General features: G+C 59.3%; 27 protein-coding genes. 8 read left to right on the plus strand and 19 right to left on the minus strand.

Annotated elements, in window-relative coordinates; all coding sequences use genetic code 11:
• Positions 1–125: 125 nt before the first annotated feature.
• From EBB79_RS02090 to EBB79_RS02110, 5 genes are all read right to left on the minus strand, one after another.
• Positions 126–965 (minus strand): EAL domain-containing protein, encoded by an 840-nt coding sequence (locus EBB79_RS02090; RefSeq protein WP_420850355.1) that lies wholly within the window; start codon positions 963–965, stop codon positions 126–128.
• 141 nt (positions 966–1106) lie between these two features.
• Positions 1107–2036: a sterol desaturase family protein gene (locus EBB79_RS02095; protein ID WP_127747246.1), complete on the minus strand. Its 930-nt coding sequence runs from the start codon at positions 2034–2036 to the stop codon at positions 1107–1109.
• A 7-nt stretch (positions 2037–2043) separates the two neighbouring features.
• Positions 2044–2430: a hypothetical protein gene (locus EBB79_RS02100; RefSeq protein WP_127747247.1), complete on the minus strand. Its 387-nt coding sequence runs from the start codon at positions 2428–2430 to the stop codon at positions 2044–2046.
• Between the two features lie 95 nt (positions 2431–2525).
• Entirely contained in the window at positions 2526–2867 is a 342-nt protein-coding gene (locus EBB79_RS02105; protein WP_127747248.1) for a hypothetical protein, read from the minus strand.
• A 69-nt stretch (positions 2868–2936) separates the two neighbouring features.
• Positions 2937–3500, minus strand: coding sequence for a TlpA disulfide reductase family protein (locus EBB79_RS02110; protein ID WP_127747249.1), 564 nt, complete (start codon positions 3498–3500; stop codon positions 2937–2939).
• A 21-nt stretch (positions 3501–3521) separates the two neighbouring features.
• Between EBB79_RS02110 and argH the strand changes: the two genes are divergently transcribed.
• From argH to EBB79_RS02125, 4 genes are all read left to right on the plus strand, one after another.
• The gene (argH, locus tag EBB79_RS02115) at positions 3522–4916 is read left to right on the plus strand and encodes an argininosuccinate lyase (RefSeq protein ID WP_177627762.1); all 1395 of its coding nucleotides are present in this window, start codon (positions 3522–3524) and stop codon (positions 4914–4916) included.
• 33 nt (positions 4917–4949) lie between these two features.
• Positions 4950–5126, plus strand: coding sequence for a hypothetical protein (locus EBB79_RS24350; protein ID WP_164860730.1), 177 nt, complete (start codon positions 4950–4952; stop codon positions 5124–5126).
• 318 nt (positions 5127–5444) lie between these two features.
• Positions 5445–6710, plus strand: coding sequence for a diaminopimelate decarboxylase (gene lysA, locus EBB79_RS02120; RefSeq protein WP_127747250.1), 1266 nt, complete (start codon positions 5445–5447; stop codon positions 6708–6710).
• 37 nt (positions 6711–6747) lie between these two features.
• Entirely contained in the window at positions 6748–9363 is a 2616-nt protein-coding gene (locus tag EBB79_RS02125; protein ID WP_127747251.1) for a TIGR02302 family protein, read from the plus strand.
• 147 nt (positions 9364–9510) lie between these two features.
• Here the strand turns inward: EBB79_RS02125 and EBB79_RS02130 are convergent, their stop codons facing one another.
• Complete coding sequence (locus EBB79_RS02130) at positions 9511–10536, minus strand: zinc-ribbon domain-containing protein (RefSeq protein WP_127747252.1); 1026 nt, start codon at positions 10534–10536, stop codon at positions 9511–9513.
• A 197-nt stretch (positions 10537–10733) separates the two neighbouring features.
• On the opposite strand from EBB79_RS02130, the gene EBB79_RS02135 reads away from it, so the two are divergent.
• Genes EBB79_RS02135 through EBB79_RS02145 form a run of 3 tightly spaced genes read left to right on the plus strand, consistent with a single transcriptional unit; the run spans position 10734 to position 13053 of the window.
• Positions 10734–11411 (plus strand): cell division ATP-binding protein FtsE, encoded by a 678-nt coding sequence (locus EBB79_RS02135; RefSeq protein WP_127747253.1) that lies wholly within the window; start codon positions 10734–10736, stop codon positions 11409–11411.
• Positions 11408–12304, plus strand: a complete 897-nt coding sequence (locus tag EBB79_RS02140; protein ID WP_127747254.1) for a cell division protein FtsX — start codon at positions 11408–11410, stop codon at positions 12302–12304. Before EBB79_RS02135 ends, EBB79_RS02140 begins: the two co-directional genes overlap by 4 nt.
• Positions 12304–13053: a lysophospholipid acyltransferase family protein gene (locus EBB79_RS02145; RefSeq protein WP_127750843.1), complete on the plus strand. Its 750-nt coding sequence runs from the start codon at positions 12304–12306 to the stop codon at positions 13051–13053. The genes EBB79_RS02140 and EBB79_RS02145 overlap by 1 nt, the downstream gene beginning before the upstream one ends.
• 47 nt (positions 13054–13100) lie before the next feature.
• Here EBB79_RS02145 and EBB79_RS02150 read toward each other — a convergent pair whose 3' ends face one another.
• The 13 genes from EBB79_RS02150 to sucC all read right to left on the minus strand — a co-directional run bounded on the left by EBB79_RS02150 (position 13101) and on the right by sucC (position 25725).
• Positions 13101–13409, minus strand: coding sequence for an EthD family reductase (locus tag EBB79_RS02150; RefSeq protein WP_127747255.1), 309 nt, complete (start codon positions 13407–13409; stop codon positions 13101–13103).
• Positions 13410–13551: 142 nt separating this feature from the next.
• A complete protein-coding gene (locus EBB79_RS02155; protein WP_164860731.1) occupies positions 13552–13956 on the minus strand; it encodes a GFA family protein in 405 nt (134 codons plus the stop codon).
• A gap of 109 nt (positions 13957–14065) precedes the next feature.
• On the minus strand, positions 14066–14707 hold the full coding sequence (locus tag EBB79_RS02160; RefSeq protein ID WP_127747257.1) for a PEBP family protein: 642 nt from the start codon (positions 14705–14707) through the stop codon (positions 14066–14068).
• 132 nt (positions 14708–14839) lie between these two features.
• Positions 14840–15100, minus strand: coding sequence for a hypothetical protein (locus EBB79_RS02165; protein ID WP_127747258.1), 261 nt, complete (start codon positions 15098–15100; stop codon positions 14840–14842).
• 355 nt (positions 15101–15455) lie between these two features.
• Positions 15456–16850 carry a dihydrolipoyl dehydrogenase gene (lpdA, locus tag EBB79_RS02170; protein WP_127747259.1) on the minus strand — a complete coding sequence of 465 codons (1395 nt, stop codon included), beginning with the start codon at positions 16848–16850 and terminating at the stop codon, positions 15456–15458.
• A gap of 24 nt (positions 16851–16874) precedes the next feature.
• Positions 16875–17102, minus strand: a complete 228-nt coding sequence (locus EBB79_RS02175; RefSeq protein ID WP_127747260.1) for a hypothetical protein — start codon at positions 17100–17102, stop codon at positions 16875–16877.
• A 97-nt stretch (positions 17103–17199) separates the two neighbouring features.
• Entirely contained in the window at positions 17200–17562 is a 363-nt protein-coding gene (locus tag EBB79_RS02180; RefSeq protein ID WP_127747261.1) for a trypco2 family protein, read from the minus strand.
• Positions 17563–17640: 78 nt separating this feature from the next.
• Positions 17641–19137 carry a 2-oxoglutarate dehydrogenase complex dihydrolipoyllysine-residue succinyltransferase gene (odhB, locus tag EBB79_RS02185; protein WP_127747262.1) on the minus strand — a complete coding sequence of 499 codons (1497 nt, stop codon included), beginning with the start codon at positions 19135–19137 and terminating at the stop codon, positions 17641–17643.
• Positions 19138–19140: 3 nt separating this feature from the next.
• Entirely contained in the window at positions 19141–22101 is a 2961-nt protein-coding gene (locus EBB79_RS02190) for a 2-oxoglutarate dehydrogenase E1 component (RefSeq protein WP_127747263.1), read from the minus strand.
• A 289-nt stretch (positions 22102–22390) separates the two neighbouring features.
• Complete coding sequence (gene sucD, locus EBB79_RS02195) at positions 22391–23272, minus strand: succinate--CoA ligase subunit alpha (RefSeq protein ID WP_127747264.1); 882 nt, start codon at positions 23270–23272, stop codon at positions 22391–22393.
• A gap of 13 nt (positions 23273–23285) precedes the next feature.
• On the minus strand, positions 23286–24086 hold the full coding sequence (locus EBB79_RS02200) for a class I SAM-dependent methyltransferase (protein WP_127747265.1): 801 nt from the start codon (positions 24084–24086) through the stop codon (positions 23286–23288).
• A 47-nt stretch (positions 24087–24133) separates the two neighbouring features.
• Positions 24134–24526 (minus strand): hypothetical protein, encoded by a 393-nt coding sequence (locus tag EBB79_RS02205; protein WP_127747266.1) that lies wholly within the window; start codon positions 24524–24526, stop codon positions 24134–24136.
• A gap of 5 nt (positions 24527–24531) precedes the next feature.
• Positions 24532–25725 carry an ADP-forming succinate--CoA ligase subunit beta gene (sucC, locus tag EBB79_RS02210; protein WP_127747267.1) on the minus strand — a complete coding sequence of 398 codons (1194 nt, stop codon included), beginning with the start codon at positions 25723–25725 and terminating at the stop codon, positions 24532–24534.
• 342 nt (positions 25726–26067) lie between these two features.
• On the opposite strand from sucC, the gene EBB79_RS02215 reads away from it, so the two are divergent.
• The gene (locus EBB79_RS02215) at positions 26068–26355 is read left to right on the plus strand and encodes a hypothetical protein (RefSeq protein ID WP_127747268.1); all 288 of its coding nucleotides are present in this window, start codon (positions 26068–26070) and stop codon (positions 26353–26355) included.
• The last annotated feature ends 9 nt before the right edge of the window (positions 26356–26364 follow it).

Raw genomic sequence — 26364 nt, forward strand, 5'->3', positions numbered from 1 at the left:
AATTGCTGCAGGTGCAGCAACGGACAAGGTGTCTCAGGGGAGGGCGTCGAGTCAATTGCGTATGCAAAAAAATACCCGGTTCCAGTGAAAACGGGTATTTCTACGTAAAGTGAATTAGCTGAAAATCAGGCGCGGGTGCGCTCTTTCAGGTTTGCAATCCAGGGCGGGTTGACCGAGGGAGCGCCAAACAAATAGCCCTGCAAACAGTCAACGCCAATCGACACCAGGAATTCAGCATCCTCGCGACTTTCGACCGATTCAGCCACCACCAGCATGTCGAACTGCTTGGCCACCGACACCAAGGCCCGTGTCATTGCCTGGTTGTCATGACTGGCATGCACGCCGCGGATGAACTGGCCGTCAATTTTGACAGCATCAAAAAAGAATTCGCGAAAGTATTTGATAACCGAAGTGCCGGCGCCAAAATTATCCAGCGCAAAGGCGATGCCATGTTCCTGCATCCGTCCCATGAAATCGACAACCAGCTCGGGCGCAGCCATAGCCGAGGCCTCGGATATTTCCAGCACCAGTCGCTCGCCCAGGGTTGCGTCTTTTTTCATGAACCGATCAACCACCCGCATCCAGCGGCCATAACCAATCGAGCGGGCAGACATGTTGATCGACAGGCGGATGTCTGGGCTGCGGTTCAGTGCCTTGAAGCCATGTTCCAGCGCCAGACAATCCAGCACCCGGCCCAGCTCTTTGTCTTCGACCACCGGCATAAACTCACGCGCGGGAATCACCCGACCGGTGGCGTCCAGCACCCGGATATATCCTTCGTAAAAGGCGGCTTCATGGGGTGGCATCGCCTGCATCACCGGTTGATAGGCCAGCATGGTCTGGTTGTGCTTGATCGCCTCTTCGACCATGTCGAGCGTGGACCGGTCCCGACTCACCACGGCTGCGTTCAGCGGGTTTTCGGACCCTTCCGGCATATCTGCCATCACTTGTTGCCGCTTTTTCACCTTCTGGCCCTCATCGCTTACCCTGAGTCTGTCTGTTTTACGCGTCGATGGACAGGGTCCGTTAAAAGGGTGAAGGCGCGATTAAAGATCGCATTTTAGGGAATCTTGCTCAGGCATCTACTTCAGCGCCTGCCAGAGGGATCAATTGAACCCCGGTGTGCCGTCATCTTCGGGGTGACGCGCCAGATGCTTTTCCTTCAGGGTTTGCGATGTATCGCGGCTGCCATCGTGGCTGTAACCGGGCGGGGCCAGCATATAGGCAAGGCGTTGGCGCAGGGTTAACCCCGGCTGACTTGCGTCGGTCCAGATGCCCACCCATTCATGAAACGCCACCCTTAAGGGGTTGAAGCTGCCCAGATTATGCACCAGCCCATAGTCCACCGCCTCGCTGTCCTGTTCTGGCACAAAGGTGCCGAACATCTTGTCCCAAATGATAAAAACGCCGGCATAGTTGCAGTCCAGATAGCGGGCATTGCGGCCATGGTGGACCCGGTGGTGACTGGGCGTGTTCATCACCGCCTCAAACCAGCGCGGCATTTTGCCAATCGCCTCGGTGTGAATCCAGAACTGGTAGATCAGGTTGATCCCGCTGACAAACAGCACCAGCGCCGGGTGAAAGCCGATCAGCACCAGCGGTGCGCGGATGAGCATCACCAGTGAAAAGGTGCCGGTCCAGGTCTGCCGCAGCGCTGTGGTTAGATTGTAATGCTGGCTCGAGTGGTGGTTGACGTGGCTGGCCCAAACCCAGCGAATGCGGTGCCCAAACCGGTGCACCCAGTAATAGCGCAGATCATCCAGCACAAAGCAGACGATAATCGCCACCACTGATGTGCCCAGATTCATCGGAGTCAGCGCCCAAAGCCACATGAAAAACGTCCAGGCAATAAACCCAAGCAGAATGCCCGAGGCCACGCTGCCGGCCCCCATCACCAGGGACGTCACTGCGTCGCGGGTCTCATAGCGGCCACCGCGACCTTTGACCGCGATCCAGGCCAGCTCGCCCAGAATAGCTACGATAAAGAACGGCACTGCCCATTGGGTCACGTCGGGATATGAAAGTGTGTCTGTCATAGGATGCTCAGGCCGTGTTCATCAGGAGGCGCCAGTCGGTGCGCTCGGTTTCACTTAGGGTCAGGCGGGTTGAGGGGGCGGCAAATTCAGAGAAGTTCACGCGCAACCCAGTTGGGACATCACGTAAATTGCAGCCCTGCAAGGGGCGCGCGACGGTGTCGGCGCCAAAGGCCCAAACCAGTCCCATGCCCTGCGAGGTTTGCAGCAAGGCGGCATGACCGTCCTGGGCGGTCAGGATTTGACCAACCTTGTCTTCGGGAAATTGTCGCAACCAGGCATCGCGGGCCTGCTCGGCGGACATAACAGTCCTGGCGGACCGTCCGGTCAGATGTAATATCAGCGCAGTGATTGAGATCCCGCCCGCAACCAAGGCCAGTAATATTTCCAACGGCATATCATTTCCCCTCGTGACCAGAGTGGCGGTCAAAGGGGGAGACTGTCAAAGGTGGCGTTGGGTCAACACGACCTGCCGCGCTGTTCAGACAGGGCCTATACGGCCAGTTCCATCCGGCTTGGCAGGGAAAGCAATTCCTGCTGCACTACCCGTTCGACAAAGGGCACCAGCCCTTCAGGGCCAGAACTGCGGTCTTTCAGGTGAATGCAGACGTCGGGTCGCAGCGCGGCGATGACGCCGATCAGATCGCCGCGGATGCCATCATCCAGGCCGGCCCCCATGATGACGCAGGCGATGCGGGGCTCGGTCTCGAGCTGTCGCACCACCTCGGGGTGGTCATGGGCGCCTAACCACTGGATTGGCAGATGATCCAACTGTCGTGCAACATCGCCAATGACTGCTGGAAGGCGGCCTATCAATAATACAACGGGATGCATGGGGTGTCCTCTGTGACTTGTGTCGGCTCGCCCGGAAACCGGAGGGGCCACAGAGGATAAGATAGTGCGTTATTTCCCGGCGATCAGGGCCGAGAGAATCGCCTTGGCGCTATCGCTGTTCCATTCGGCATCGCCGCGCAGACGGGCGATCTCGCGGCCCTCGCGGTCCAGAATCACCGTGATTGGCAAGCCGAGCACCGCCATTTCCCGGGCCAGTGCCTGTTTCGGGTCCTGATGGCGGGGCAGGTTGGTGATGCCGGTTTCGGCAAAGAACTTGACGATCCCTGCGGGTGCGTTGCGCCCAGTCGCCAGGGTCACGACCTCAAAATCATCGCCACCCAGCTCGGCCTGCAGCTCTGACAGCATCGGCATTTCGGCCCGGCAAGGGGCACACCAGGTCGCCCAGAAGTTCAACAGGACGATTTTCCCCCGATAGTCGGCCAGGGTTCCGGTTCCGGCATCATCTGCCAGAAAGAACTCTTTGTCCGAGACTTCGGCCGGGGTGCTGTGAAAGTTCAGTTTCTTCATGTCGCCAACGCGCAGTGCCTCAAGATCCGAGATCTCAACAGCTAGGGCAGCATTTGCACCCAAGCTCAGGGCGATATAAAGGGGGATCAGACGTAACAGACGCATTTTATCTCCGGGTATCTTACCATGACAGACCAATCCTCGAACCAAATGTGGGGCGGCCGCTTTGCCGCTGGCCCGGACGCGATCATGGAGGCAATCAACGCCTCGATCGGGTACGATCAGCGAATGGCGGCGCAAGACATTGCAGGCTCGCGGGCCCATGCAGCGATGTTGGCCGCAACAGGCGTGATCACCGATAGCGATGCCGAGGCGATCAGGGAAGGGCTGCTCACCGTATTGTCAGAGATTGATAGCGGAACCTTCCAGTTTTCCACCGCGCTGGAAGACATTCACATGAATGTGGAGGCCCGCCTAAAGGAGATTATCGGTGAACCTGCGGGCCGTTTGCATACTGGCCGCTCGCGCAATGATCAGGTGGCCACCGATTTCAAACTCTGGGTGCGCGACCAGCTGGACGCTGCCGAGGCAGGTATGCTGGCGTTGATCAAAGCCTTGCTGGCACAGGCCGAGGCCGGAGCCGACTGGGTGATGCCGGGCTTTACCCACCTGCAAGTGGCGCAGCCGGTGACTTGGGGTCATCACATGATGGCCTATGTGGAGATGTTTGGCCGCGATCTGTCGCGCGTGCGTGATGCCCGGGCCCGGATGAACGAATCACCTCTGGGAGCGGCGGCGCTGGCCGGGACCTCGTTTCCCATCGATCGTGACATGACAGCCGCGGCGCTGGGCTTTGATCGTCCGACCGCAAATTCACTGGACGCGGTGTCGGATCGTGACTTTGCGCTGGAGTTCCTCAGCACTGCCTCGATCTGCGCCATGCACCTGAGCCGCTTTGCCGAAGAACTGGTGATCTGGTCGACAGCGCAGTTCCGGTTTGTCACCCTGTCGGACCGGTTTTCGACCGGATCGTCGATCATGCCACAGAAAAAGAACCCGGACGCGGCCGAGCTGATTCGCGCCAAAGTGGGCCGGATCTTTGGCGCCAACACGGCGCTGATGATGGTGATGAAGGGTCTGCCACTGGCCTATTCCAAGGATATGCAGGAAGACAAAGAACAGGTGTTCGACGCCGCCGACAACTGGATGCTGGCGCTGGCGGCGATGGAGGGCATGGTCAAGGACATGACCGCCAACCGCGACAGTCTGGCGGCGGCCGCAGGGTCGGGGTTCTCGACCGCCACAGACCTGGCTGACTGGATGGTGCGGGTGCTGAAGGTGCCGTTCCGCGATGCGCACCATGTGACCGGGACCCTTGTTGCCATGGCCGAAACCCGCGGCTGTGACCTGCCAGACCTGAGCCTTGAGGATATGCAGGGTGTCCATGCGGGCATCACCAGTGATATCTTTACTGTGCTTGGCGTTGAAAACTCGGTAGGTTCGCGCATGTCATATGGCGGCACAGCCCCGGCGCAGGTGCGCCAGCAGGTTGCCCGCTGGACTGAAATTCTTGGGGCATGACCTGCCCGCAATGGGATTGAAGGAGACTGGAAGATGCACAAATGGATGTTATCGTTAACAGCAATTGCAGTTTTGGCGGCCTGCGGCGTTGATGGCGAACCGGTGCAACCGTCGCTGAATGCCGGGATTGGGATCTCAAACAGCGGCGTGCATGCCCGTGGCGGCGTCGGAGTACACCAAGGTCCGTTGAGCCTGTATCTCGGGTTCTGAGCCCGGTGAAACCAGGGTCTCCCGTCCCTGAAGGCCCCCTTGCGGGGCCCTGTCAGGGTTGGGCGTGGCACCGCGCTGACGCGCGGTGCCCAATCGGGGGCGCGGCCCCCTCTGAGGCGCCAATATAATGGCTCCTCATTCACCCCCGGAAGTGTTTTGAACTCAATAAAATTCTGGGCCGGCTGGATCGGTGAAGCCTTTACCGGCTGCGGGCGGGCACGCTGTCTGTGAAGAAATGGTTCGGTTTACAGCGTGTTTGCGCTTGAAGTTGCGCGGAATCATTTGATTTGCCCTGCCGGTTTGGTCTATCGCGCAAGCATGGATCATTTTCTTTACCGCGACGGCGCGCTCTACGCCGAGGATGTTCCGGTGGCCGAGATTGCGGCTGCCGTGGGCACGCCGTTCTATGTCTATTCTACCGCCACGCTGCAGCGGCACTTTCGCTTGTTTGACGAGGCGCTGGAGGGGCTCGACCATCTGGTGTGCTATGCGATGAAGGCGGCCAGCAATCAGGCCATCCTGAAAACGCTGGCCCAGGTCGGTGCGGGCATGGATGTGGTCAGCCAGGGCGAATACCTGCGGGCCAAGGCCGCGGGCGTTCCCGGCGACAAGATTGTGTTCTCAGGCGTGGGCAAAACGGCCGAGGAAATTCGCGTGGCGCTGAGCGGTGGTATTCGTCAGTTCAACGTTGAATCCGAGCCGGAAATGGACGTGATCAACGCGGTTGCACAGGAGTTGGGCGTGATTGCGCCGATCACCGTGCGGGTGAACCCGGATGTGGATGCCAAGACCCATGCCAAGATCGCCACTGGTAAGTCCGAGAATAAATTCGGCATTCCCATTTCGCGGGCCTCGGCGGTTTATGCCCATGCGGCCGCGCTGCCCGGTCTGGATGTGATTGGCATCGACGTGCACATCGGATCACAGCTGACCGAGCTGGAGCCGTTCGAGAAGGCCTATCAAAAGGTGGCCGAGCTGACCGAGCAACTGCGCAGTGAGGGCCACAATATCCGTCGCCTGGATCTGGGTGGTGGATTGGGAATTCCCTATACCCGTTCCAACGATGCCCCGCCACTGCCGGTGGAATATGGCGCGCTGATCAAAAAGACGCTGGGCCATCTGGGCTGCGAGATCGAGATCGAGCCGGGCCGGTTGATCGCTGGTAATGCGGGTCTGTTGATCAGCAAAGTGATCTACGTGAAATCCGGCGAGGACCGGGATTTTCTGATCATTGACGGTGCGATGAACGACCTGATCCGTCCCGCGATGTATGAGGCGCACCATGATATCGTGCCGGTCACTGAACCCGCCGCCGGTGTGGAGAGCCAGCCCTATGACATCGTCGGCCCGGTTTGCGAAAGTGGCGATACCTTTGCCAAGCAGCGCGAAATGGCACCGCTGGCTGCTGACGATCTGATCGCGTTCCGCAGTGCCGGTGCTTACGGTGCGGTCATGGCCAGCGAATACAACTCGCGTCCATTGATCCCCGAAGTTCTGGTGCATGGCGATCAATTCGCGGTTATCCGCGCAAGGCCAAGCTTTGACGAAATGATAAATCGCGATAGCATACCAGAATGGCTCTGACGCGATCCCGCGTAGGTCTATTGGAGATGTTGAAGATATGGCCGCGAAACCGGTCCTCGCGACACAATTGAACAGCCTGCACTGGCCGATTCGGCTGACGCGGGCAGGGATGATTGCGGAAACCTGCCTGCGTGCCTTTTGGCCGCTGGCCTCGGTTGTGATGCTGGCCCTGGCCGCGCTGATGCTGGGCCTGCATGAAATGCTGCCGGTTGAGGTGGTCTGGTCCGGCGCTGTTCTGACACTGCTGGGTGGTTTGGCCACGCTGATCTGGGGCCTGCGGCAGCTGCGCTGGCCCAGCCGGGCACTGGCCCTGGCGCGGTTGGACGAGACATTACCGGGGCGGCCGATCAATGCTCTGCTGGATGCGCAGGCCATTGGCCAAGATGACACCGCCTCAACCGCTTTGTGGCAGGCGCATCAGGCCCGTATGGCGGCCCGAGCGGCCCAGGCCAAGGCGGCGCAACCAAATCTGCGGATCGCTGCTGCGGACCCTTATGCGCTGCGTTTTGTAGCGCTGCTGGCACTGGTGGTTGCCCTGTTGTTCGGTTCTATCTGGCGGGTTGGCACGGTGCGTGATCTGGGACCGGGCGCGGCCACGGCGATGGCGGGCCCCTCCTGGGAGGGCTGGCTGCAACCACCGCGCTATACCGGGCTGCCCACCCTATATCTGAACGACGTTGACGATGACGAATTCAAACTGCCGCAGGGCAGTACGGTGACGCTGCGCCTATATGGCCAGCCCGGTGCGCTGACGCTGGCCGAGACGGTATCCGGCCGCACCGGCGAACTGCCCTCGGCGGCGGATGCGCAGCAGGACTTTGTGGTGACCCAATCTGGCGAACTGTCGATCGAGGGCACCGGTGGCCAGAGCTGGCAGATCGGGGTGATCGCGGACACACCGCCGCAGATCGCCGTTGCCGGGCAACCCGAGATAGAGCCCGACGGCACCATGTCGCTGCCGTTCTCGGCAGTTGATGATTATGGGATAGCTGGCGGCGAAGTGCGGATCGCGCTGGACCTGCTGGCGCTGGACCGGCGTCATGGGTTGTCCGCGAACCCCGACCCGCGCAGCGAAATCACCCTGGATTTACCGCTGCCTCTGACTGGCGGGCGGAGTGAATTTACAGAGTACCTGATCGATGACTTCTCGCAGCACCCCTGGGCCAATCTGCCGGTAACCTACACATTTGTCGCGTGGGATGGGGCTGAACAGCGCGGCGAAGCGCCTGGATTTGGGGCCACGCTTCTGGCACGGCGGTTCTTTGATCCGCTGGCGGCAGCAGTGGTCGAACAGCGTCGTGATCTGTTGTGGGCACGCGCCAATGCCCCCCGGGTGGCGCAGATCATCCGGACGCTGACCCACCACCCCGAGGGGCAGTTTCGCAATCCCTCGGCCTATTTGCGGATGCGGATGATCCTGCGCCGGCTAGAGAGCTATACCGTTGCCGGGCTGACCAGTGAGCGCCAGAACGAGATCGCAGAGGCGATGTGGGAGCTGGCGCTGATGCTGGAAGACGGCGATGTCGGCGATGCATTGGAACGGCTGCGGCGGGCACAGGAACGGCTGAGCCAGGCGATGCGGGACGGGGCCAGCGACCAGGAGATCGCCGAACTGATGCAGGAACTGCGCGAGGCCACCGAGGACTACATGCGCCAGCTGCAGCGTCAGGCCGAGGCCAATGGCGATGTGATGGAGCAGGGCGAGATGCCCGAGAACATGATGCAACTGTCGCAGGATGACCTGCAGGCAATGATGGACCGCATCCAGGAGCTGATGGAGCAGGGCCGCATGGCCGAGGCCGAGCAGGCGCTGCAGGAATTGCAACAAATGATGGAAAACATGCGGGTCACAGAAAACCAGCAAGGCCAGGGCGGCAGCGAAGGCCAGCAGGCGATGGAGGGCCTGGCGGATACTCTGAAACAGCAGCAGGGGCTGTCGGACCAGGCATTCCGCGACCTGCAGGAACAGTTCAACCCCGGTGCCGGCAAGGGCGAGAGCGAGCAAAATCAGGGTCGCAATGGCGGTCTGGGGCAAGGTCAAAGCCATGAGGGCGGTCAGGGCGGCGACAGTGAAGAGGGCCAACCGCAAGGCGGCTCACAAGAAGGTCAGGATGGCAATGCCCAGTCCGGTCAGGGCCAGGATGGTGCACAGTCCCCTGGCGGATCCCTGGCTGAGCGTCAACAGGCGCTGCGCGAAGAACTGCAGCGTCAGCAAAACGGCCTGCCCTTGGGGGGCAGTGAAGGCGGCGACGCCGCGCGGCAGTCGCTGGAAGACGCGGGTCGCGCGATGGACGGCGCCCAAGAATCACTGGAGCAGGGCGATTTGGCCGAGGCAATCGACCAACAAGCTGAGGCTATGGAACGGCTGCGTGAAGGCATGCGCGCCTTGGGCGAGGCTTTGGCGCAGCAGCCCGGTCAGGCTGGCAGCCAGTCAGGTCGCAATACTGCCCGTCAGGGCAACCGGATGGATCCACTGGGCCGTAACCAGCCCGAGGGTCGGGATGGGGCTGGCGACGATGGCAGCCGTATCGGTGAAGGCAGCGCCTATCGCCGGGCCTGGGATCTGCTGGAAGAGATCCGCCGCCGTGCTGATGAGCGTGAGCGCAGTGAAGGCGAACGTGGCTATCTTCAGCGATTGCTGGATCAGTTCTGAACCAGGTGAGTGTCAGCCAAGTGAGCCGTGCAAACAGGCATCCCACACCGAGATTGCGCGGCACTTGGCACAGGGAGGATCGTCTTCATCTGGCCCAAAAATATCCCGGGGGTCTGGGGGCTGGCCCCCAGGTTAAAGGCTTCTACCCTAGGGACTGGATTGAAATCCGCTGACCTTGGCGTCCAGCCACAATCGGGCCTGATCAACCCAGGCCACGTAGGTGCTGAGATAGGGATCAGCCTGCGGTAGGGTGTCAGCGATCTGTGGCGCGTTTGTGTAGGTCAGAACCAGTGCAAGCACCAGCAGAATGACAACGGCAAAACCGCGCGAAAATCCACTTTTGCGGCGGGCCGGGTGCTCGGTTTCAGGGGCAATCGCTGCCGCCCCTACCGGGTCACTACTGGCTCGCAGGGTCGAATTGATCTCGTCTATGTCTGGCAGCAACCCCCGCCGCGAGCCGCTTTCGGCGGCCGCAAGAAGGGCTGGATTTTCGCCTTTCATCCGGGCCATGCGATCGCGGGCCTGAGTGGCCCGTCGCGACGGCTCGTCGGTGGTTGCCGCATCCAGACCCAAGTCCGGCTGGCTTTCCAACCCGGCGCCCTCGGCGGCGCGAAGTTTGGCCTCGCGTTCTGCTTCTTCGCGCAAAATTCCGGTGACCGAGGGGTTCATTCCACGTGCAAGACCGGTATGGGCGGGGGCCTCAACCGGGGCGTCTTCCGCTGCCAGCTCGTCCAACTCTGTCTGGGTCTCGGGCTCGGGACTGGGGTCAGCAACCGGCTCGTCATACGGTTCCGACGTCGGGGATGGATCAGGGTAGAGGTCCTGTGCTGGCTCTGGGCTGGGCTCTGCAGTTTCAGGCAAAGGTTGCGAGACCTCCTCGAGGTCCGGCTCTCTGTAATCGTCCTCAGGCTCGGCCCCGGGGTCCTCAGTAAAGGGATCGGCGGTTTGCTCTGACTGCTGTTCGGGTTGGGTCTCCTGGGGCGTTTCAGCAGTTGCGGACTGCTCCGGCCGGGAGGGTGTTGCGGCTTCGGAGGCGGCCCTGGCCACGCTGTCAGAGGCGGTTTGGTACCATGTGTCGCCGCAGTTGGAACATTGCACGTCCCGACCTTCGGGCGGAATGACCTCGTCCGGTACCTCGTATTGGGCGTCGCAGTTTGGACAAGTCAGCCGCATTCTGTGTCTCCTGAGCTAAACGCTCCTGTCGGATGGTATTTATCCAGCGACCATAAGCAGTTCCGGCGCTTCAAGAAAGAGACAATTCAAGCCAGCCCGGAGCACTGGTCAAGCCGGGGATTGCCGGCAACAGCGCGACCCATTGAAACTACCCGGCTGCTAGGGCACAACGGCTTGGATATATGCAGGGGACGGCCGTGATCGAACTGGACAACGTAGGGTACAATTACGGCGGTGGTGAGCTGCTGACCAATGTGTCGGCGCAACTGTCTCCGGGGTCGTTCCATTTTCTGACCGGGCCTTCGGGGGCGGGGAAGACGACACTGCTGAAGCTGTGTTACGGCGCGCTAAGCCCAACATCAGGGCGGGTGCGGGCCTTTAATATGGATGTTAAGGGGCTGGACCGGGATCAGATGGCAATGCTGCGGCGGCGCGTTGGGGTTGTGCATCAGGATTGCCGGTTTCTGGATCATTTGCCAGTGGTGGAAAACATAGCCTTGCCGCTAACGGTGTCGGGCAAGGACATGAGCCAGGAAGAGGCCAATCTGCGCGAGCTGATGAATTGGGTCGGCCTGTCCGAGCGGGCCCATGCAAATCCGCCAGAATTGTCAGGCGGAGAGCGGCAACGCGCGGCGCTGGCGCGGGCGGTGATCCTGTCTCCGGAGGTGGTGATAGCGGATGAACCCACTGGCAACGTCGATTGGGAAATGTCGCAGCGGTTGCTGCAGCTGCTGGTCGAGCTGAACCGAATGGGCAAAACCATATTGGTGGCGACCCATGATCTGGCGCTGATCCGCGCCGCCAAAAATCAGGTGCAAACCCGGGTGCTGCGGATTTCGGACAAGCGATTACAATTGGCGGGGGCAGATCTATGAATGGTCGGATCCGCCAGCTGATTGTTGGCGATGCGCAGGCGGACCGGGTTGTCCCGCCCAGCGGTTTTACGGCGCAGCTGACATTGTTCGTCGCGGCCGCGATGGCCTTTCTTGCGGTGTTTGCATTGGCGCTATCCCTGGCCTCGGGGCGGTTGGCGGATCGCTGGGCGGACGAGCTGGCCCGCGCGGCGACCCTGCGGATCAATGCCCCTGCGGATCAGCGGGCGGCGCAGACGGCGGCGGCCCTGACCGTGTTGGAACAGACCCCCGGCGTGGCATCGGCGCGGGCGCTGAGCGCGGATGAACAGGCGGCGTTACTGGCCCCATGGTTTGGCGCCGAGCTGCCGCTGGACAGTTTGCCGGTTCCGCAACTGATCGAGGTTCTCGAAACTGAAACAGGATATGACGAGGACGGGCTGCGGTTGCGCTTGCAGGCCGAGGTGCCGGGTGCGGTGCTGGACGACCACAGCCGCTGGCGCAAGCCACTGGTCGATGCGGCGCGCGCATTGCGGCGGCTGGGGCTGGTTTCAATCGTGTTGATTGGCGGCGCCATGGCCGGGATGATCACACTGGCCGCCAATGCGGCCCTTGCCGCCAATGCGCAGGTGATCGAGGTGCTGCGGCTGGTTGGCGCGCAGGATGGCTATATCGCGCATGCCTTTGTGCGCCGCTTCACCCTGCGGGCGCTGATCGGCTGCAGCGTTGGTGTGGCACTGGGGATGATCGGGGTCTGGCTGATGCCTGCGGCCTCGGATGAGGGCGGCTTTCTGACCGGTTTGGGATTTGTCAGCTGGGGCTGGTTGATGCCATTGGCCATTCCGGTGCTTGGCGCCTTGGTTGCGTTTATCGCCACCAGCCGGGCTGCGAATAAAAGACTAGGAGATTTGACGTGATGACACCCGTTCAGCGCCTGCGTGCGCTGCTGTTCTCTGTGCAGATGTATCCGATGATGTTTGTCATCGGCCTGCTTTTTGCCCCCTGGGCGATCTTTAGCAAAACGGGCGCGCGGGTCTGCTGCAAAACCTATTCGCGCTGGATTTTCTGGACGGCCCGCTGGATGGTCGGCATCCGGTGCGAGGTCCGCGGAACACCGCCACAGGGCGAAGTTCTGATCGCGGCCAAACATCAGTCGTTTCTGGACATTATGATGATCTTTACCGCGCTGCCCACGGCCAAGTTCATCATGAAAAAAGAGATCCTGCGCACCCCGGTGATTGGGCAATATGCCAAGCTGCTGGACTGTGTCGCGGTGGACCGGGGCAAACGCGGTGCGGCCATTGAAAAGATGGTCAGCGACGTTGATGCCGGGCGGCAGGATGCGGGCCAATTGATTATCTATGCCCAGGGCACCCGTGTTAAACCGGGGGTCAAGGCTGACTACAAAGTTGGCACTGCGGTCTTGTATGACCAGCTGAACCAAACCTGTGTGCCGGTCGCCACCAATGTTGGCGTGTTGTGGCCACGCAAGGGCATTGCCCGCTTTCCTGGTGTCGCCGTGGTTGAATTTCTGGAACCGATCAAGCCGGGGATGGACCGCAGGGACTTCATGAAAACACTGGAGCAACAGGTCGAAGGCGCATCGGACGCCTTGATGCGTGAGGCCGGTTTTGGACTGGACCCGGTCAATGAACAGGCCAGCTGAGTGAGGCGCTGTTCAGGGTAACCCATGGGTTACCCTGTGGCCTGCGCCTAGCTGATGACCTCGCCGATCAACATCTGCGGTTCCACGTTGGTGAACTTGGGAATGTCGGCCAGAACTGGTGGTGCGGCTGCCATGGCGGCGTTCAGCGCATCGTGATCTTTGAACACCAATGTCGCCACCGCAAAAATTCCGGGCGGCACGTCGGGTCCACCGGCCAATCCCTTGGTGACCAGCATGCTGTCCATGTGCTCTCCCATGTGTTCGCCCACCAGATCAAAATGTGTGGTGGTATAATAGTCAAAATCAAACGCTTTGCCTTCGCTAATCGGATAGATCACCTGAAGTGAGATGGCCATGGAAAGTCCTTTCTGAGCGGGTACGAGTTAAACAACACAGTTTGAATAGAGCGCAAACAGAGCGTTCGGCCAATTAAAAATGCGGTTCGGTTGTTGAAAACACGCGACAGCGCGTCGCTGCGCTGGCGGGCGGTCATAAAACCTATCCCTCGGAGACGTAGTCGCCGTCAAACTTTTTCAGATCATCGACGATATCATACCAATCCGGTTTTGAGGCTGTATGGATATGAAGCGTTGGGCGTATTTTGGGATCATCGTCCAGCGCAGAAGCGGCGATCACATAGGCATCACCACTGGCCATGTCACCCAGTGAGGTGCCGCAATCCTTGCAGAAACAGCGCTCAAACTTTGCATTTGATCCGGGTTTGAATTTTGCAATCGCATCCTGTCCCTGCGTGACCAGAAGATCGTCGGCCTTGCCGATCAATACCGCAGAAAACACACCCGCAGCCTTGCGACATCTGGAACAATGGCAATAGCTAAGCGAATAGGGCGCACCCGAAATCTGAAATTTCACTTTGCCACACAGGCAACTTCCCTTGATCATTCTCTGTCCTATCCTTGGTTGATTGAATGAGAACATAAAGGGAACATTTGACGTCGGCAAGAGGCAGATTTCTTCTCGCACCCCTTTTCCGACGTTGGGGAAATCTGGGCTAGTTGACGGTCAGACGGCATAGCAACGTGTTGTTGGTTTCCAGATCCGGTCCCCAGATCAGTTTGGCCCGCTGGTCCCAGCGGATGCGGTCATAGCCATCTTTTGGACGGACATCGCGTTCCGAGTATTCGCGGGCTGCGATCCATTGGGTATCGTCAAACCCCGCTGCGCTCCACCCCTGTGGTTCTGCGGTGGCTGTGAACCCGCATGCGCCTTGACCGGCCACCGGATTGCGGTCCTTGGCGCATGACTTGTCCAAGGGTGCCTCGTGGATGACCAGACAGCGCCAACCGCTGTTGCTGACAGCGACTGTCTGGCCGGATGCATCTTTGATCTGAAGGATCACGCCACCGTCGCCCATCTGCTGCCTGCGTGAGCCGATGTATTCCAGACCGGTGTCGTTCTCTTTGAAATCCTTGGCGATCAGGCCAATGGTGAACGGGGTCTGCGCCTGAAATCTGAAGCTTTCGGCATTGAACGACCGCTCGGTGGTGATCGGCACGCTGTCCTGAGCGACCTTGGTGCCGTTAACATGCATGGCAAACCAATTGTCGGCCCAGACATCAGCGGAATAGGTCTCGGCTATGGCACCGCTGCTGAGCAGGCAGGTGGCAAGCAGTGTGGCAAAGGTGCGGCGCATGAATTCATTCTCCGAATGGGGTCAATGGAGATGATACGCATCAGACGGGAGGTTCCGTCGTGAAAAGTTTATTTAGCGCGCATGTGCTAATGATAGTCCGCCGTTTGTGAAGGCGAAAAGTTGTGAATTCTGTCAGGCCTCGACCGCGAGTCGGCGGGTCAGCGTCAAAGAGCTGCCGGCCTCATTGGGGCGTGAATAGACGAATAGAACAACACCCCAGCGCTCTTTGGACCCGCGGGCACCTTGCATCCAGACTTCGAAAACATCATCAACTTGCATTTCGGCGTTGGGGTCGTGGGTGAGCATGGGAAATTTTTGCACTACGATATTTTCTATTTCCGACGCGAGGTGTTTGCCCTGTTTCAGATCCAGAGCAAAGGGGGCATAGGTCAAAATTTCGCAACTCCTACTGGTCAAACTGACTGAACTGGAAGAGATCGGGTCAACCCAGCGGTTTTGGCTGGGCAAGAAATTACGCTGAACAAGCTGAAGAGATTTAGGTGGGCCCGTGATCAAGCCGCTGTGGTGTGGAAGGCAGACTTTTTGAAACAGCTCTACAATACGCTCGACCCGACTGGGTGGGGGCGGTGACAATGCTGCACGGGCTGCCAAGCCAATAATCAGACCTGCGGCGCATATTGATGTGAGTGTTTTCCAGTTCAGGGGACTGTCCAGTAAAATGCGTTGTTGAAATAGGAAGTACCCAGCCCCTGAAAAAAGAGAGGCTGGGTCGTTTGTTTGTAACGGTTTAGCTGTGGATGGCGCCGTCGCCGCAGGCCAGGGCGGCTTCGCGGACCGCCTCGGAGAAGGTTGGGTGGGCGTGGCAGGTCAGGGCGATGTCTTCGGCTGAGGCGCCGAATTCCATTGCGACACAGATCTCGTGGATCAGATCGCCAGCACCGGGGCCGATGATGGCGCAGCCCAACACCCGGTCGGTTTCCTTGTCGGTGATGATTTTGACAAAACCGTCGCCCTGGTGCACGGCCTTGGCGCGGCCGTTGCCCATGAACATGAACTTGCCGATGTTCAACTTGCGGCCCTCGGCCTTGAGCGCGTCTTCGGTCGCACCAACGGTGGCGACCTCAGGGGTGGTGTAGACCACGCCGGGGATAACGCCATAGTTCACGTGGCCGTGTTTGCCCGCCAGTACTTCTGCGACGGCCATGCCTTCGTCCTCGGCTTTGTGCGCCAGCATCGGGCCTTCGATCACGTCACCGATGGCATGGATGCCTGGCACGTTTGTGGCCCACTTGGCATCCGTCGCGATCTGGCCGCGCTCGGTCAGTTTCACACCCAGGGCATCCAGTCCAAGGCCGTCTGCATAGGGTTTGCGCCCGGTTGCGACCAAAACGACGTCGGCGTCGATCACTACCTCGTCGCCGCCTTTTTTTGGCTGATACTTGACCTTGGCTTTAGTTTTAGAGGCATCAACCCCCTGCACAGCCGCGCCCATGATGAAGGTGAGGCCCTGCTTTTCGAGAATGCGTTTGAAGCCACGCTGGACGTCCTTGTCCATGCCGGGGCAGACCGCGTCGAGGTATTCGACCACAGTGACCTCGGACCCCAGACGGGCATAGACCGATCCCAGTTCCAGGCCAATCACGCCGGCGCCGATGACGACCAGTTTTTTTGGCACTTTAGGCAGGTCCAATGCACCGGTGGAGTCCACCACGATGCCTTTGTCATTGTCGACCTCGACACCGGGCAGGGATGAGGGCACCGAGCCAGAGGCGATGATGATGTTCTTGGCTTGGTGGGTGTCCTCGCCGACCTTGACCTGACCAGCAGCCGGGATCGAGGCCCAGCCTTTCAGCCAGTCGATCTTGTTTTTCTTCATCAGGAATTCAACACCGACAGTGTTTTGGCCGATGACCTCGTCCTTGTAGGACTTCATCTGTTTCCAGTCGACCGAGGGTGATTTGCCCTTCAGGCCCATCTTGGTGAAGTTATGTTCCGCCTCGTGCAGCATATGGGTCGCGTGCAGCAGCGCCTTGGAGGGGATACAGCCAACATTCAGGCAGGTGCCGCCCAGGGTCTCGCGGCCCTCGACGATGGCGGTTTTCAGGCCCAGTTGGGCACAGCGGATGGCCGAGACATAGCCGCCGGGGCCTGCACCGATGATGATGACGTCATAGCTTGCCATTGATGAGATCTCCTTTTGCCCATGTCAGGGCCTGGTCAATACGGTTGCGCCACAGGCGGGGCAGGTCAAGGTGCCGTGCCACGCTGGGGCGGTATCTGTTGTTCGTTCGAGCCAGGGGCCGGGGTCCAGGATCTGGACATAGGCGGCACCCTCGCCGGGTTTGGTGTTTGGGCCTTCACCTACCAACCAGACCAGCTCGGCGCGTTTGGCGCAAGAGGGGCAGGTTAGCGGTTCGGGGTCGCGGTAGGCCATAAGTGCGCTTTAGATGTTGGCGGGGAGGGGGCGCTGCCCCCGGCCCATGCGGGCCTCCCCCGGAGTATTTGGGAAAAAATGAAGGAGGCGGTTGGAATTAGTCTGCATCCGGGGTGAGAGTGTTTGAGGGAAGTTCAACAAAAATATCAAACTTCACGCGGCTCGTTGCCTCCTGTGAAGTTTTGCGGTCAACTCCTCCATCGAGGCCGACACCGAGGACCTTAAGCGAGGCTTTGCCTCCGCCAGAAGTATCAGACGATGCAACCACTGCAACATCGAACTCAACCTTTGTCACACGCGCAAATCGTTTTGCGGTGGAGCTTTTGTCGAAGGCATCTCGCTCGTTTCCAGTCAAAGCGGGATTGATAGAGACAGGCTTGGCAGAGAATTGAACTTGCAGTTCTTCTGACGCCGACATAATCGAACTGATTGTTTCTGTGATAAACTCTTTGAGTTCCACTCTACTCTCCGAACTGTACGCAAGAGGCTTTAATGTAGGTTGGCAAAACCCGAGAGCATTTTGCCAACCCTAGATGGATTATAGATCCATCAGCAAACGACGTGGATCTTCCAGCGCTTCTTTGACGCGCACCAGGAAGGTCACGGCGCCTTTGCCGTCAACAACGCGGTGGTCATAGGACAGGGCCAGATACATCATCGGACGGATCACTACCTCTCCGTTGATCGCCATCGGGCGATCCTGGATCTTGTGCATGCCAAGGATACCCGACTGTGGCGGGTTCAGGATCGGCGAGGACATCAGCGAGCCGTAGACACCACCGTTGGAGATGGTGAAGGTGCCGCCCTGCATTTCCGCCATCGACAGTTTGCCGTCACGGGCGCGCTTGCCTTTTTCTGAAATCGCTTTCTCGATTTCGGCGAATGACATCGCATCCGCGTCGCGGATTACTGGAACAACCAAGCCTGTTGGCGTACCAGCTGCGACACCCATGTGGACAAAGTTCTTGTAGACGATGTCGGAGCCGTCGATCTCGGCGTTGACCTCGGGCACTTCTTTCAGGGCGTGACAGCAGGCCTTGGTAAAGAAGGACATAAAGCCGAGACGAGCGCCGTGTTTCTTCTCAAACTGGTCTTTGTACTGTTTGCGCAGGGCCATCACCTCGGTCATGTCGACCTCGTTATAGGTGGTCAGCATGGCGGCGGTGTTTTGCGCTTCTTTCAGGCGGCGGGCGATGGTCTGACGCAGGCGGGTCATCTTTACCCGTTCTTCGCGGTCCGCATCATTGGCTGCCACAGGGGCACGTACAGCCACAGGCGCGGCTGCCGGAGCAGGTGCGGCAGGTGCAACGGCAGCGGCTGCAACCGCGCGCGAAACATCATCCTTCATGATGCGACCATCACGTCCCGTGCCAGTGACGGCAGCGGCACTCAGGCCGGTTTCGGCCATGGCTTTCTCCGCCGATGGCGCATTGGCGATGTCCTTGCCTGCGGCGGCAGGAGCAACAGCTGCCGCGGGGGCAGAGGTCGGCGTCGCCGCGACCGAGGCGCCTGAAATCACACCCAGTTTGGCGCTGGCATCTACGGTGGAACCTTCGGCGGCGGTGATTTCAGTCAACACACCGGCGACGGGGGCAGGGACTTCGACAGAGACCTTGTCGGTTTCCAGCTCACACAGCATTTCATCCTGCGCGACACTGTCGCCGACTTTTTTGAACCAGGTGGCAACGGCGGCTTCGGTGACTGATTCACCCAGTGTAGGCACCATCACATCTGTGCTGCCGGCACCGGCTGCGGGCGCGGCGGCAGGGGCTGGTGTGGGGGCAGCAGTGGCCGCACCACCTGCAGACAGGGTCGCCAGCAGAGCGTTGACGCCAACGGTGTCCCCTTCGGCGGCAATGATGTCGCCCATGGTGCCAGCGGCGGGACTGGGCACTTCGACGGTGACCTTGTCGGTTTCCAGCTCGCAGAGCATCTCATCAACCGCGACCGCATCGCCGGGCTTTTTAAACCAGGTGGCAACCGTGGCTTCGGTAACCGATTCACCCAGTGTGGGCACACGAATTTCGGTGGTCATGGTTCAGTTTCCTTCGATGCTTAGCGCGTCGTTCACGAGCGCAGCTTGTTGGGCTTTGTGTTGGCTGGCCAGTCCTGTCGCAGGCGAGGCCGATGTGGCGCGGCCGACATAGCGCGGCCGTGTGTGCTTGGCACCGATACGGGTCAGCACCCATTCGATGTTGGGTTCAATAAAGGTCCAGGCGCCCTGGTTCTTGGGCTCTTCCTGACACCAGACGATATCTGCCTGCTTGAAACGCTCCAGCTCTTTCACCATCGAGATGGCCGGGAACGGGTAATATTGCTCGACGCGCATCAGATAGACATCGTCGATGCCGCGCTCGTCCCGCTCGGCCAGCAGGTCATAGTAGACCTTGCCCGAACACAGAACCACGCGCTTGATCTTATCGTCAGCAACCAGCTGGGTGTCAGAGTTGCCGTGCTGGGCATCATCCCACAGCACCCGGTGGAAGCTGGACCCGGTGGTGAATTCCTCGGTCTTGCTGACGGCCAGCTTGTGGCGCAGCAGAGATTTGGGTGTCATCAGGATCAGCGGTTTGCGGAACGAGCGGTGCATCTGGCGGCGCAGAATGTGGAAGTAGTTGGCCGGTGTCGTACAGTTGGCCACAATCCAGTTGTCCTGACCACACATCTGCAGGAACCGCTCCAGACGTGCCGAGGAGTGCTCGGGGCCCTGACCCTCAAACCCGTGTGGCAACAGGACGACCAGACCGGACATCCGCAGCCATTTGCTTTCGCCGGAGGAGATGAACTGATCGAACATGATCTGAGCGCCGTTGGCAAAGTCACCAAACTGGCCCTCCCACAGGGTCAGTGCGTTGGGTTCCGCCAGCGAATAGCCGTATTCAAACCCCAGCACCGCGTATTCCGACAGGGCCGAGTCGATGACTTCGTATTGCGACTGACCTGCACGGATGTTGTTCAGCGGGTAGTAGCGTTCTTCGGTGTCCTGATTGACCAGACCCGAGTGCCGCTGAGAGAAGGTGCCACGGGTGGCATCCTGACCTGACAGACGTACAGGGTAGCCTTCGGTCAGCAAGGAGCCAAAGGCCAGTGCTTCGGCGGTGGCCCAGTCAAAGCCCTTGCCATCTGCCAACATCTGCTTCTTGGCATCCAGCAGGCGACCAACGGTTTTGTGGACGGGCACACCATCGGGGAGTTGCGACAATGCGGCCCCCACTTCGGCAAAGGTGTCCGGGCTCACCGAGGTCTTGCCGCGCTGGTAATCTTCGTCTTTGGTGTCCAGGTGCTTCCAGCGACCGTCCAGCCAATCTGCCTTATTTGGCTTATAGTCTTTGCCGGCCTCGAACTCGTCGTTCAGCTTGGCCTGAAACGAGGCCTTCATGTCTTCGATTTCGCCTTCGGGGATCAAGCCATCCTTGACCAGACGTTCGGTATAAAGCGACAGCGTGGTTTTGTGGGTTTTGATCTTCTTGTACATCACCGGGTTGGTGAACATGGGCTCGTCGCCCTCGTTGTGACCAAAGCGGCGGTAGCAGAAGATATCCAGCACAACGTCTTTGCCGAACTTCTGGCGGAATTCTGTGGCCACCTTGGCGGCGTGGACCACAGCCTCGGGGTCGTCGCCGTTGACGTGGAAGATCGGCGCCTCGACCACCAGCGCGTTGTCGGTGGGATAGGGGGATGAGCGCGAGAAGTGTGGCGCAGTGGTGAACCCAATCTGGTTATTGACCACGATATGCATGGTGCCGCCGGTCTTGTGACCGCGCAGACCCGACAGGGCGAAACATTCAGCCACAACACCCTGACCGGCAAAGGCGGCATCGCCGTGCAGCAGGATTGGCATGACTTTGGTGCGGTCCTGGTCTTTTAGCTGGTCCTGCTTGGCGCGGACCTTGCCGATCACAACCGGGTTCACCGCCTCAAGATGCGAGGGGTTGGCGGTCAGCGACAGGTGCACGATATTGCCGTTGAAATCACGGTCTGAACTGGCGCCGAGGTGATATTTCACATCGCCCGAGCCATCAACGTCTTCCGGTTTGTAGCTGCCGCCCTGAAACTCGTTGAAGATGGCGCGGTAGGGTTTCTGCATCACATTGGCCAGAACCGACAAGCGGCCCCGGTGCGGCATGCCGATGACGATGTCACGCACCCCCAGCGCGCCACCGCGCTTGATGATCTGTTCCATCGCCGGGATCAGGCTTTCGCCGCCGTCCAGACCAAAGCGCTTGGTGCCCATGTATTTCACATGCAGGAATTTCTCAAAACCCTCGGCCTCGACCATCTTATTCAGGATCGCCTTGCGGCCTTCGCGGGTGAACTGGATTTCCTTGCCCAGGCCCTCGATCCGTTCTTTCAGCCAGCTGGCCTCGGCGGGGTTGGAGATATGCATGTATTGCAGGGCAAAAGTGCCGCAATAGGTGCGTTTGACGATCTCGACGATCTGACGCATAGAGGCCAACTGCAAGCCCAGCACATTGTCGATAAAGATCGGGCGATCCATGTCCGCGTCGCTGAAACCATAGGTGCGGGGATCAAGTTCCGGATGTGGCGTGGTGGAGCGCATGCCCAGCGGGTCCAGATCTGCCACCAGATGGCCGCGAATGCGGTAGGCCCGGATCAGCATCAGGGCGCGGATAGAGTCCAGCACCGCCCGTTTGATCGCATCATCAGAGACCTTAACGCCAGTATCGGCGGCTTTGGCGGCGATCTTTTTGCCCGCAGCCTTGGTTTCCATCGGCGCAGCCCATTCGCCGGTCAGCGCCCCGGTCAGATCATCGTCCGGCTGTGGAGGCCAGTCGTTGCGCGCCCAAGAGGGACCTGCGGCCTCGGCCTTTACGTCGAGGTCTGCATCGCCCATCTGACGAAAAAACTCGCCCCAGGCGGCATCGACCGCGCCCGGATCATTGGCGTATTGCGCGTAAAGCTGCTCCAGATACTCGGCATTGTGCCCCTGCAAAAAGCTGGAAGCATGGAAGAGATCGTTGGGGCTGTGGTCGGTCATTTTGTAACCTCGAGTGGGTTGTGTCCGTGTGGGTAGAGACGAAAAGTCATTTGGGGCAGAGTTGCTGCCAGTGGTTTCAAAAAGGTGAAACGCAAGGCAGATCCTGCGGCAAAAAGGGCCTGATGGGTCCTTTTGACTGCAAGATCTGGAAAAATAGGTGAAAATTTGGAAATAGAGAGCTTCCACCCGGCATCGCCGGGCAGCAGCCGCCCGCCCCCAAGGCGGGTGCTTTTGCACCCACCCCGGTCGGGCGCTGCCCTGTGAGCATATGCTCGGGCAGACAGCATGATTAGCCGATCGCCTTCAGAACGGCTTCGCCCAGGGTTGCCGGGCTGTCAGCAACCACGATACCAGCGGCTTTCATCGCTTCGATCTTATCCTCGGCACCACCTTTGCCACCGGCGACAATTGCACCGGCGTGGCCCATGCGGCGGCCCGGAGGGGCTGTGCGACCGGCGATGAAACCAGCCGTTGGCTTCCAGCGGCCTTTCTTCTTCTGTTCAGCCAGGAATTCAGCGGCTTCTTCTTCGGCGGAGCCACCGATTTCACCGATCATGATGATCGACTGGGTTTCGTCGTCGTCCAGGAACATGTCCAGCACGTCGATGTGCTCGGTGCCCTTGATCGGGTCGCCGCCGATGCCCACAGCAGTGGACTGGCCCAGACCGATGTCAGAGGTCTGCTTGACCGCCTCATATGTCAGGGTGCCGGAACGCGACACAACACCAACCGAACCACGTTTGTGGATGTGGCCGGGCATGATGCCGATTTTGCAGGCATCAGGGGTGATTACGCCGGGGCAGTTGGGGCCGATCAGGCGGGATTTAGAGCCGTCCAGGGCGCGCTGAACGCGCATCATGTCCAGCACCGGGATGCCTTCGGTGATGCAGATGATCAGTTCCATCTCAGCGTCGATCGCCTCGAGGATTGAATCCGCTGCGAAGGGCGGCGGCACGTAGATCACCGAGGCGTTGGCCTCGGTCACATGCTTGGCCTCGTGGACCGAGTTGAACACGGGCAGGTTCAGGTGGGTCATGCCACCTTTGCCGGGTGTGACGCCGCCAACCATTTTGGTGCCATAGGCAATGGCCTGTTCCGAGTGGAATGTGCCCTGCGAGCCGGTCAGGCCCTGGCAGATAACTTTGGTGTTTTCGTCGATGAGGACAGCCATGTGATCTTGGTCCTTAGTTTGGGGATTGGGTTTTGCGCAAAAGCACCGAGATGTTGTCGTCCACCGGCAGGCTGATCGTGTTGATCAACTGACAGTCGAAGCCCGCACGCGCGGCGACATCCCGAAGGCTTTGCAATGTAAAATAGTTGACGTGATCGGGGTAGCGGAAGCCGCACCATTTGGGCCCGATCACGCGCCGGTTTAGCGATCCGTAGTTGGGCACGCGAACAAACACAGCGCCCGAAGGTTTCAAGGCGCGGTGGGCCCCGTTCAGAACCTCCATCACCTGGGTCTCGTGCTCGAGATAGGAGTTCATGATGATGCCGTCGAACATGGCCTCATCAAATTCCCAGATCGCCTGAGCCCCCGCCCCGTGCTGGCAATATCCGCCACGTTCGCGCATGATCTGATCGGCCTGTTTGTGGAGGCCGACGGACAGTTCGATGCCGTAGGGTGTCATGGGCGGGCTGATCCGATGGCCAAGGCCGCAGCCAATGTCCAGAACACTGCCGTCATTGAACCAGCGCCGGAAGGCCCCGGTTTTATCACGGTACATGCCCATCTTGTTGCGGATCCGACGGGCCATGGGGCTGAAAAAGGTTGATCCGCGGGCGGAGCCTTTTTTGGCCTCATAGGTTTTTTCCCAGGCAAATTCCTCTTCCAGGGCTTCATAATCCGGCGGGTTGCGCAGGAAGGTGAAGTTACACATATCGCAATCCGCGATCTGCCATGGATCAGGCGAATAGGCCGTCACCGGGCTTGCGTCGTTTCCGTCGCAGGCAGGGCAGTTACGATATGTGGTTTGGTTCAGCATGTGTGGGTCAGATTACCTTGGTGTTTTCGTCGATGAGGATTGCCATTTTAATTTTCTCCATAAACGAACACACCAGCACCAAAACGAGATGAATCGCCTTGTTTGCTGAGTGCTCGTACTACGATTCCCGGCGCAATCTGCCACTCAGGTCCATGGGGACCGTCTTTCATAGCTGGTTGACCGGCAGAAGCGCGGTTGATTAGTTTGTTTAAGTCGCGGGTTTCTTTAGGAAAATGACCGTCGAACCACACGCTGCAGACCGACAGGCCAGGAAGCTCTGAAACAAATGCTTCTTGGCCTTCTGGATCCATCCAACGCACATCGTTGCCCCGTTTTGATGCGACTGAGAAACCCAAGCGATCAAATTCAGTACCGACTTTTTCAAAGTCGGGTGCTGTGGCAAGACATGCTGAGATAGCTGCGGCTGCAACGTCCAACATCGCGATTAGCCCTTAACTGCTTTCACAATTTTCTCGGCACCGTCCGACAGGTTGTCGGCTGCGATCACGTCGAGACCGGAATTGTTGATGATCTCTTTGCCGGCTTCGACATTGGTGCCTTCAAGACGCACAACCAGCGGAACCTGCAACCCGACTTCTTTCACCGCGGCAACAACGCCTTGGGCAATCACATCACAGCGCATGATGCCGCCGAAGATGTTGACCAGGATGCCTTTGACCTTGGGGTCGCTGGTGATGATCTTGAAGGCCTCGGTGACTTTCTCTTTGGTGGCACCACCGCCAACATCCAAGAAGTTTGCAGGCTCAGCACCGTAGAGTTTGATGATGTCCATGGTGGCCATCGCCAGACCGGCACCATTCACCATGCAGCCGATTTCGCCGTCGAGGGTGATGTAGTTCAGGTCGTACTTCGAGGCTTCCAGCTCGTTGGCGTCTTCTTCGCTCTCGTCGCGCAGCTCGGCGATGTCGGCGTGGCGGTACAGGGCGTTGCCGTCAAAGGATACCTTGGCATCAAGCACTTTCAGATCACCCGTGTCGGTGACGATCAGCGGGTTGATCTCCAGCATCTCCATGTCTTTTTCAAGGAAGGCTGTGTAAAGCTGGCCCATCAGTTTGACGCATTGCTTGACCTGGATTCCTTCGAGACCAAGTGAAAACGCGATGCGGCGACCGTGGAAGGCCTGATAGCCAGTGGCCGGATCTACGCTGAACGACAGGATCTTTTCCGGAGTCGCTGCGGCGACCTCTTCGATGTCCATGCCGCCTTCGGTGGAGCAAACAAACGACACCTGGCTGGTCTGACGATCAACCAGCAGGGCCAGGTACAGTTCGGTCTGAATGCCGGCGCCGTCTTCGATGTAGATGCGGTTGACTTGTTTGCCGGCCGGACCAGTCTGGTGCGTGACCAGTGTGCGCCCCAGCATTTTCTTGGCTTCTTCGGCGGCTTCGGCGACCGATTTGGTCAGGCGTACGCCGCCTTTTTCACCAGCGTCGGCCTCTTTAAAGGTGCCCTTGCCGCGACCGCCTGCGTGGATCTGTGCCTTGACCACCCAAAGCGGGCCGTCCATTTCGCCTGCGGCGGTTTTGGCGTCCTCGGCTTTGAGCACGACGCGGCCCTCTGAAACCGGTGCGCCATAGCTGCGAAGAAGGGCCTTGGCCTGATATTCGTGGATGTTCATTTGAAACTGTCCCGTCTGACTGCGATTATTGTGTTTATACGCCGTGATAACCCCTGCGGTTAAAGAGTTATTTTACAGGAAGTGGTGAAATAGCTAAGATTTTTGGAATTTGTGATCACAGCTTTTGAGGGTGTGATCACAAATTAATGGATCGTTTACGGAAGTGATTCGTTTGAAACGCAGGTGGTTCGTTTTCATCGGTTTATGAGGAAACGCAACATCGCTGCCTTGGCCAGTCCGGTCGGCTCAATTCAGGAACAGCGCAAAACCACTGGCATTGCCGCGCGTCAAACGGTTGAAAGCCCGCCAGCATTGCTGTGTTAGCACCGGGCTACGAGCCGCATGATTATAGGCGCCAACACCGTGCAGCCAGTCCAGCAGGATCAGCGGCGAGGGGTTCTCAAATTAAGCTGCGGCGTTGAGACCATGGCCGTCGGGCAGGAACGGATGTTGGATCAGCAGTCTGCCATCCAGCACCGCCTGAGCGTCGGCCGAAATGCGCTGCCAATCTTATTGCGCCGCAAAGAAGTTCCGTTGATTTGGGGGTTGGTGCAGGGCGCCGATGATCATGTAAACCGTATCCAATGTGATCTGATCACCGATCTCCAAACAAAAAAGGCACGCCATTGATATGACGTG

Source organism: Parasedimentitalea marina (assembly GCF_004006175.1).
Taxonomy (GTDB): domain Bacteria; phylum Pseudomonadota; class Alphaproteobacteria; order Rhodobacterales; family Rhodobacteraceae; genus Parasedimentitalea; species Parasedimentitalea marina.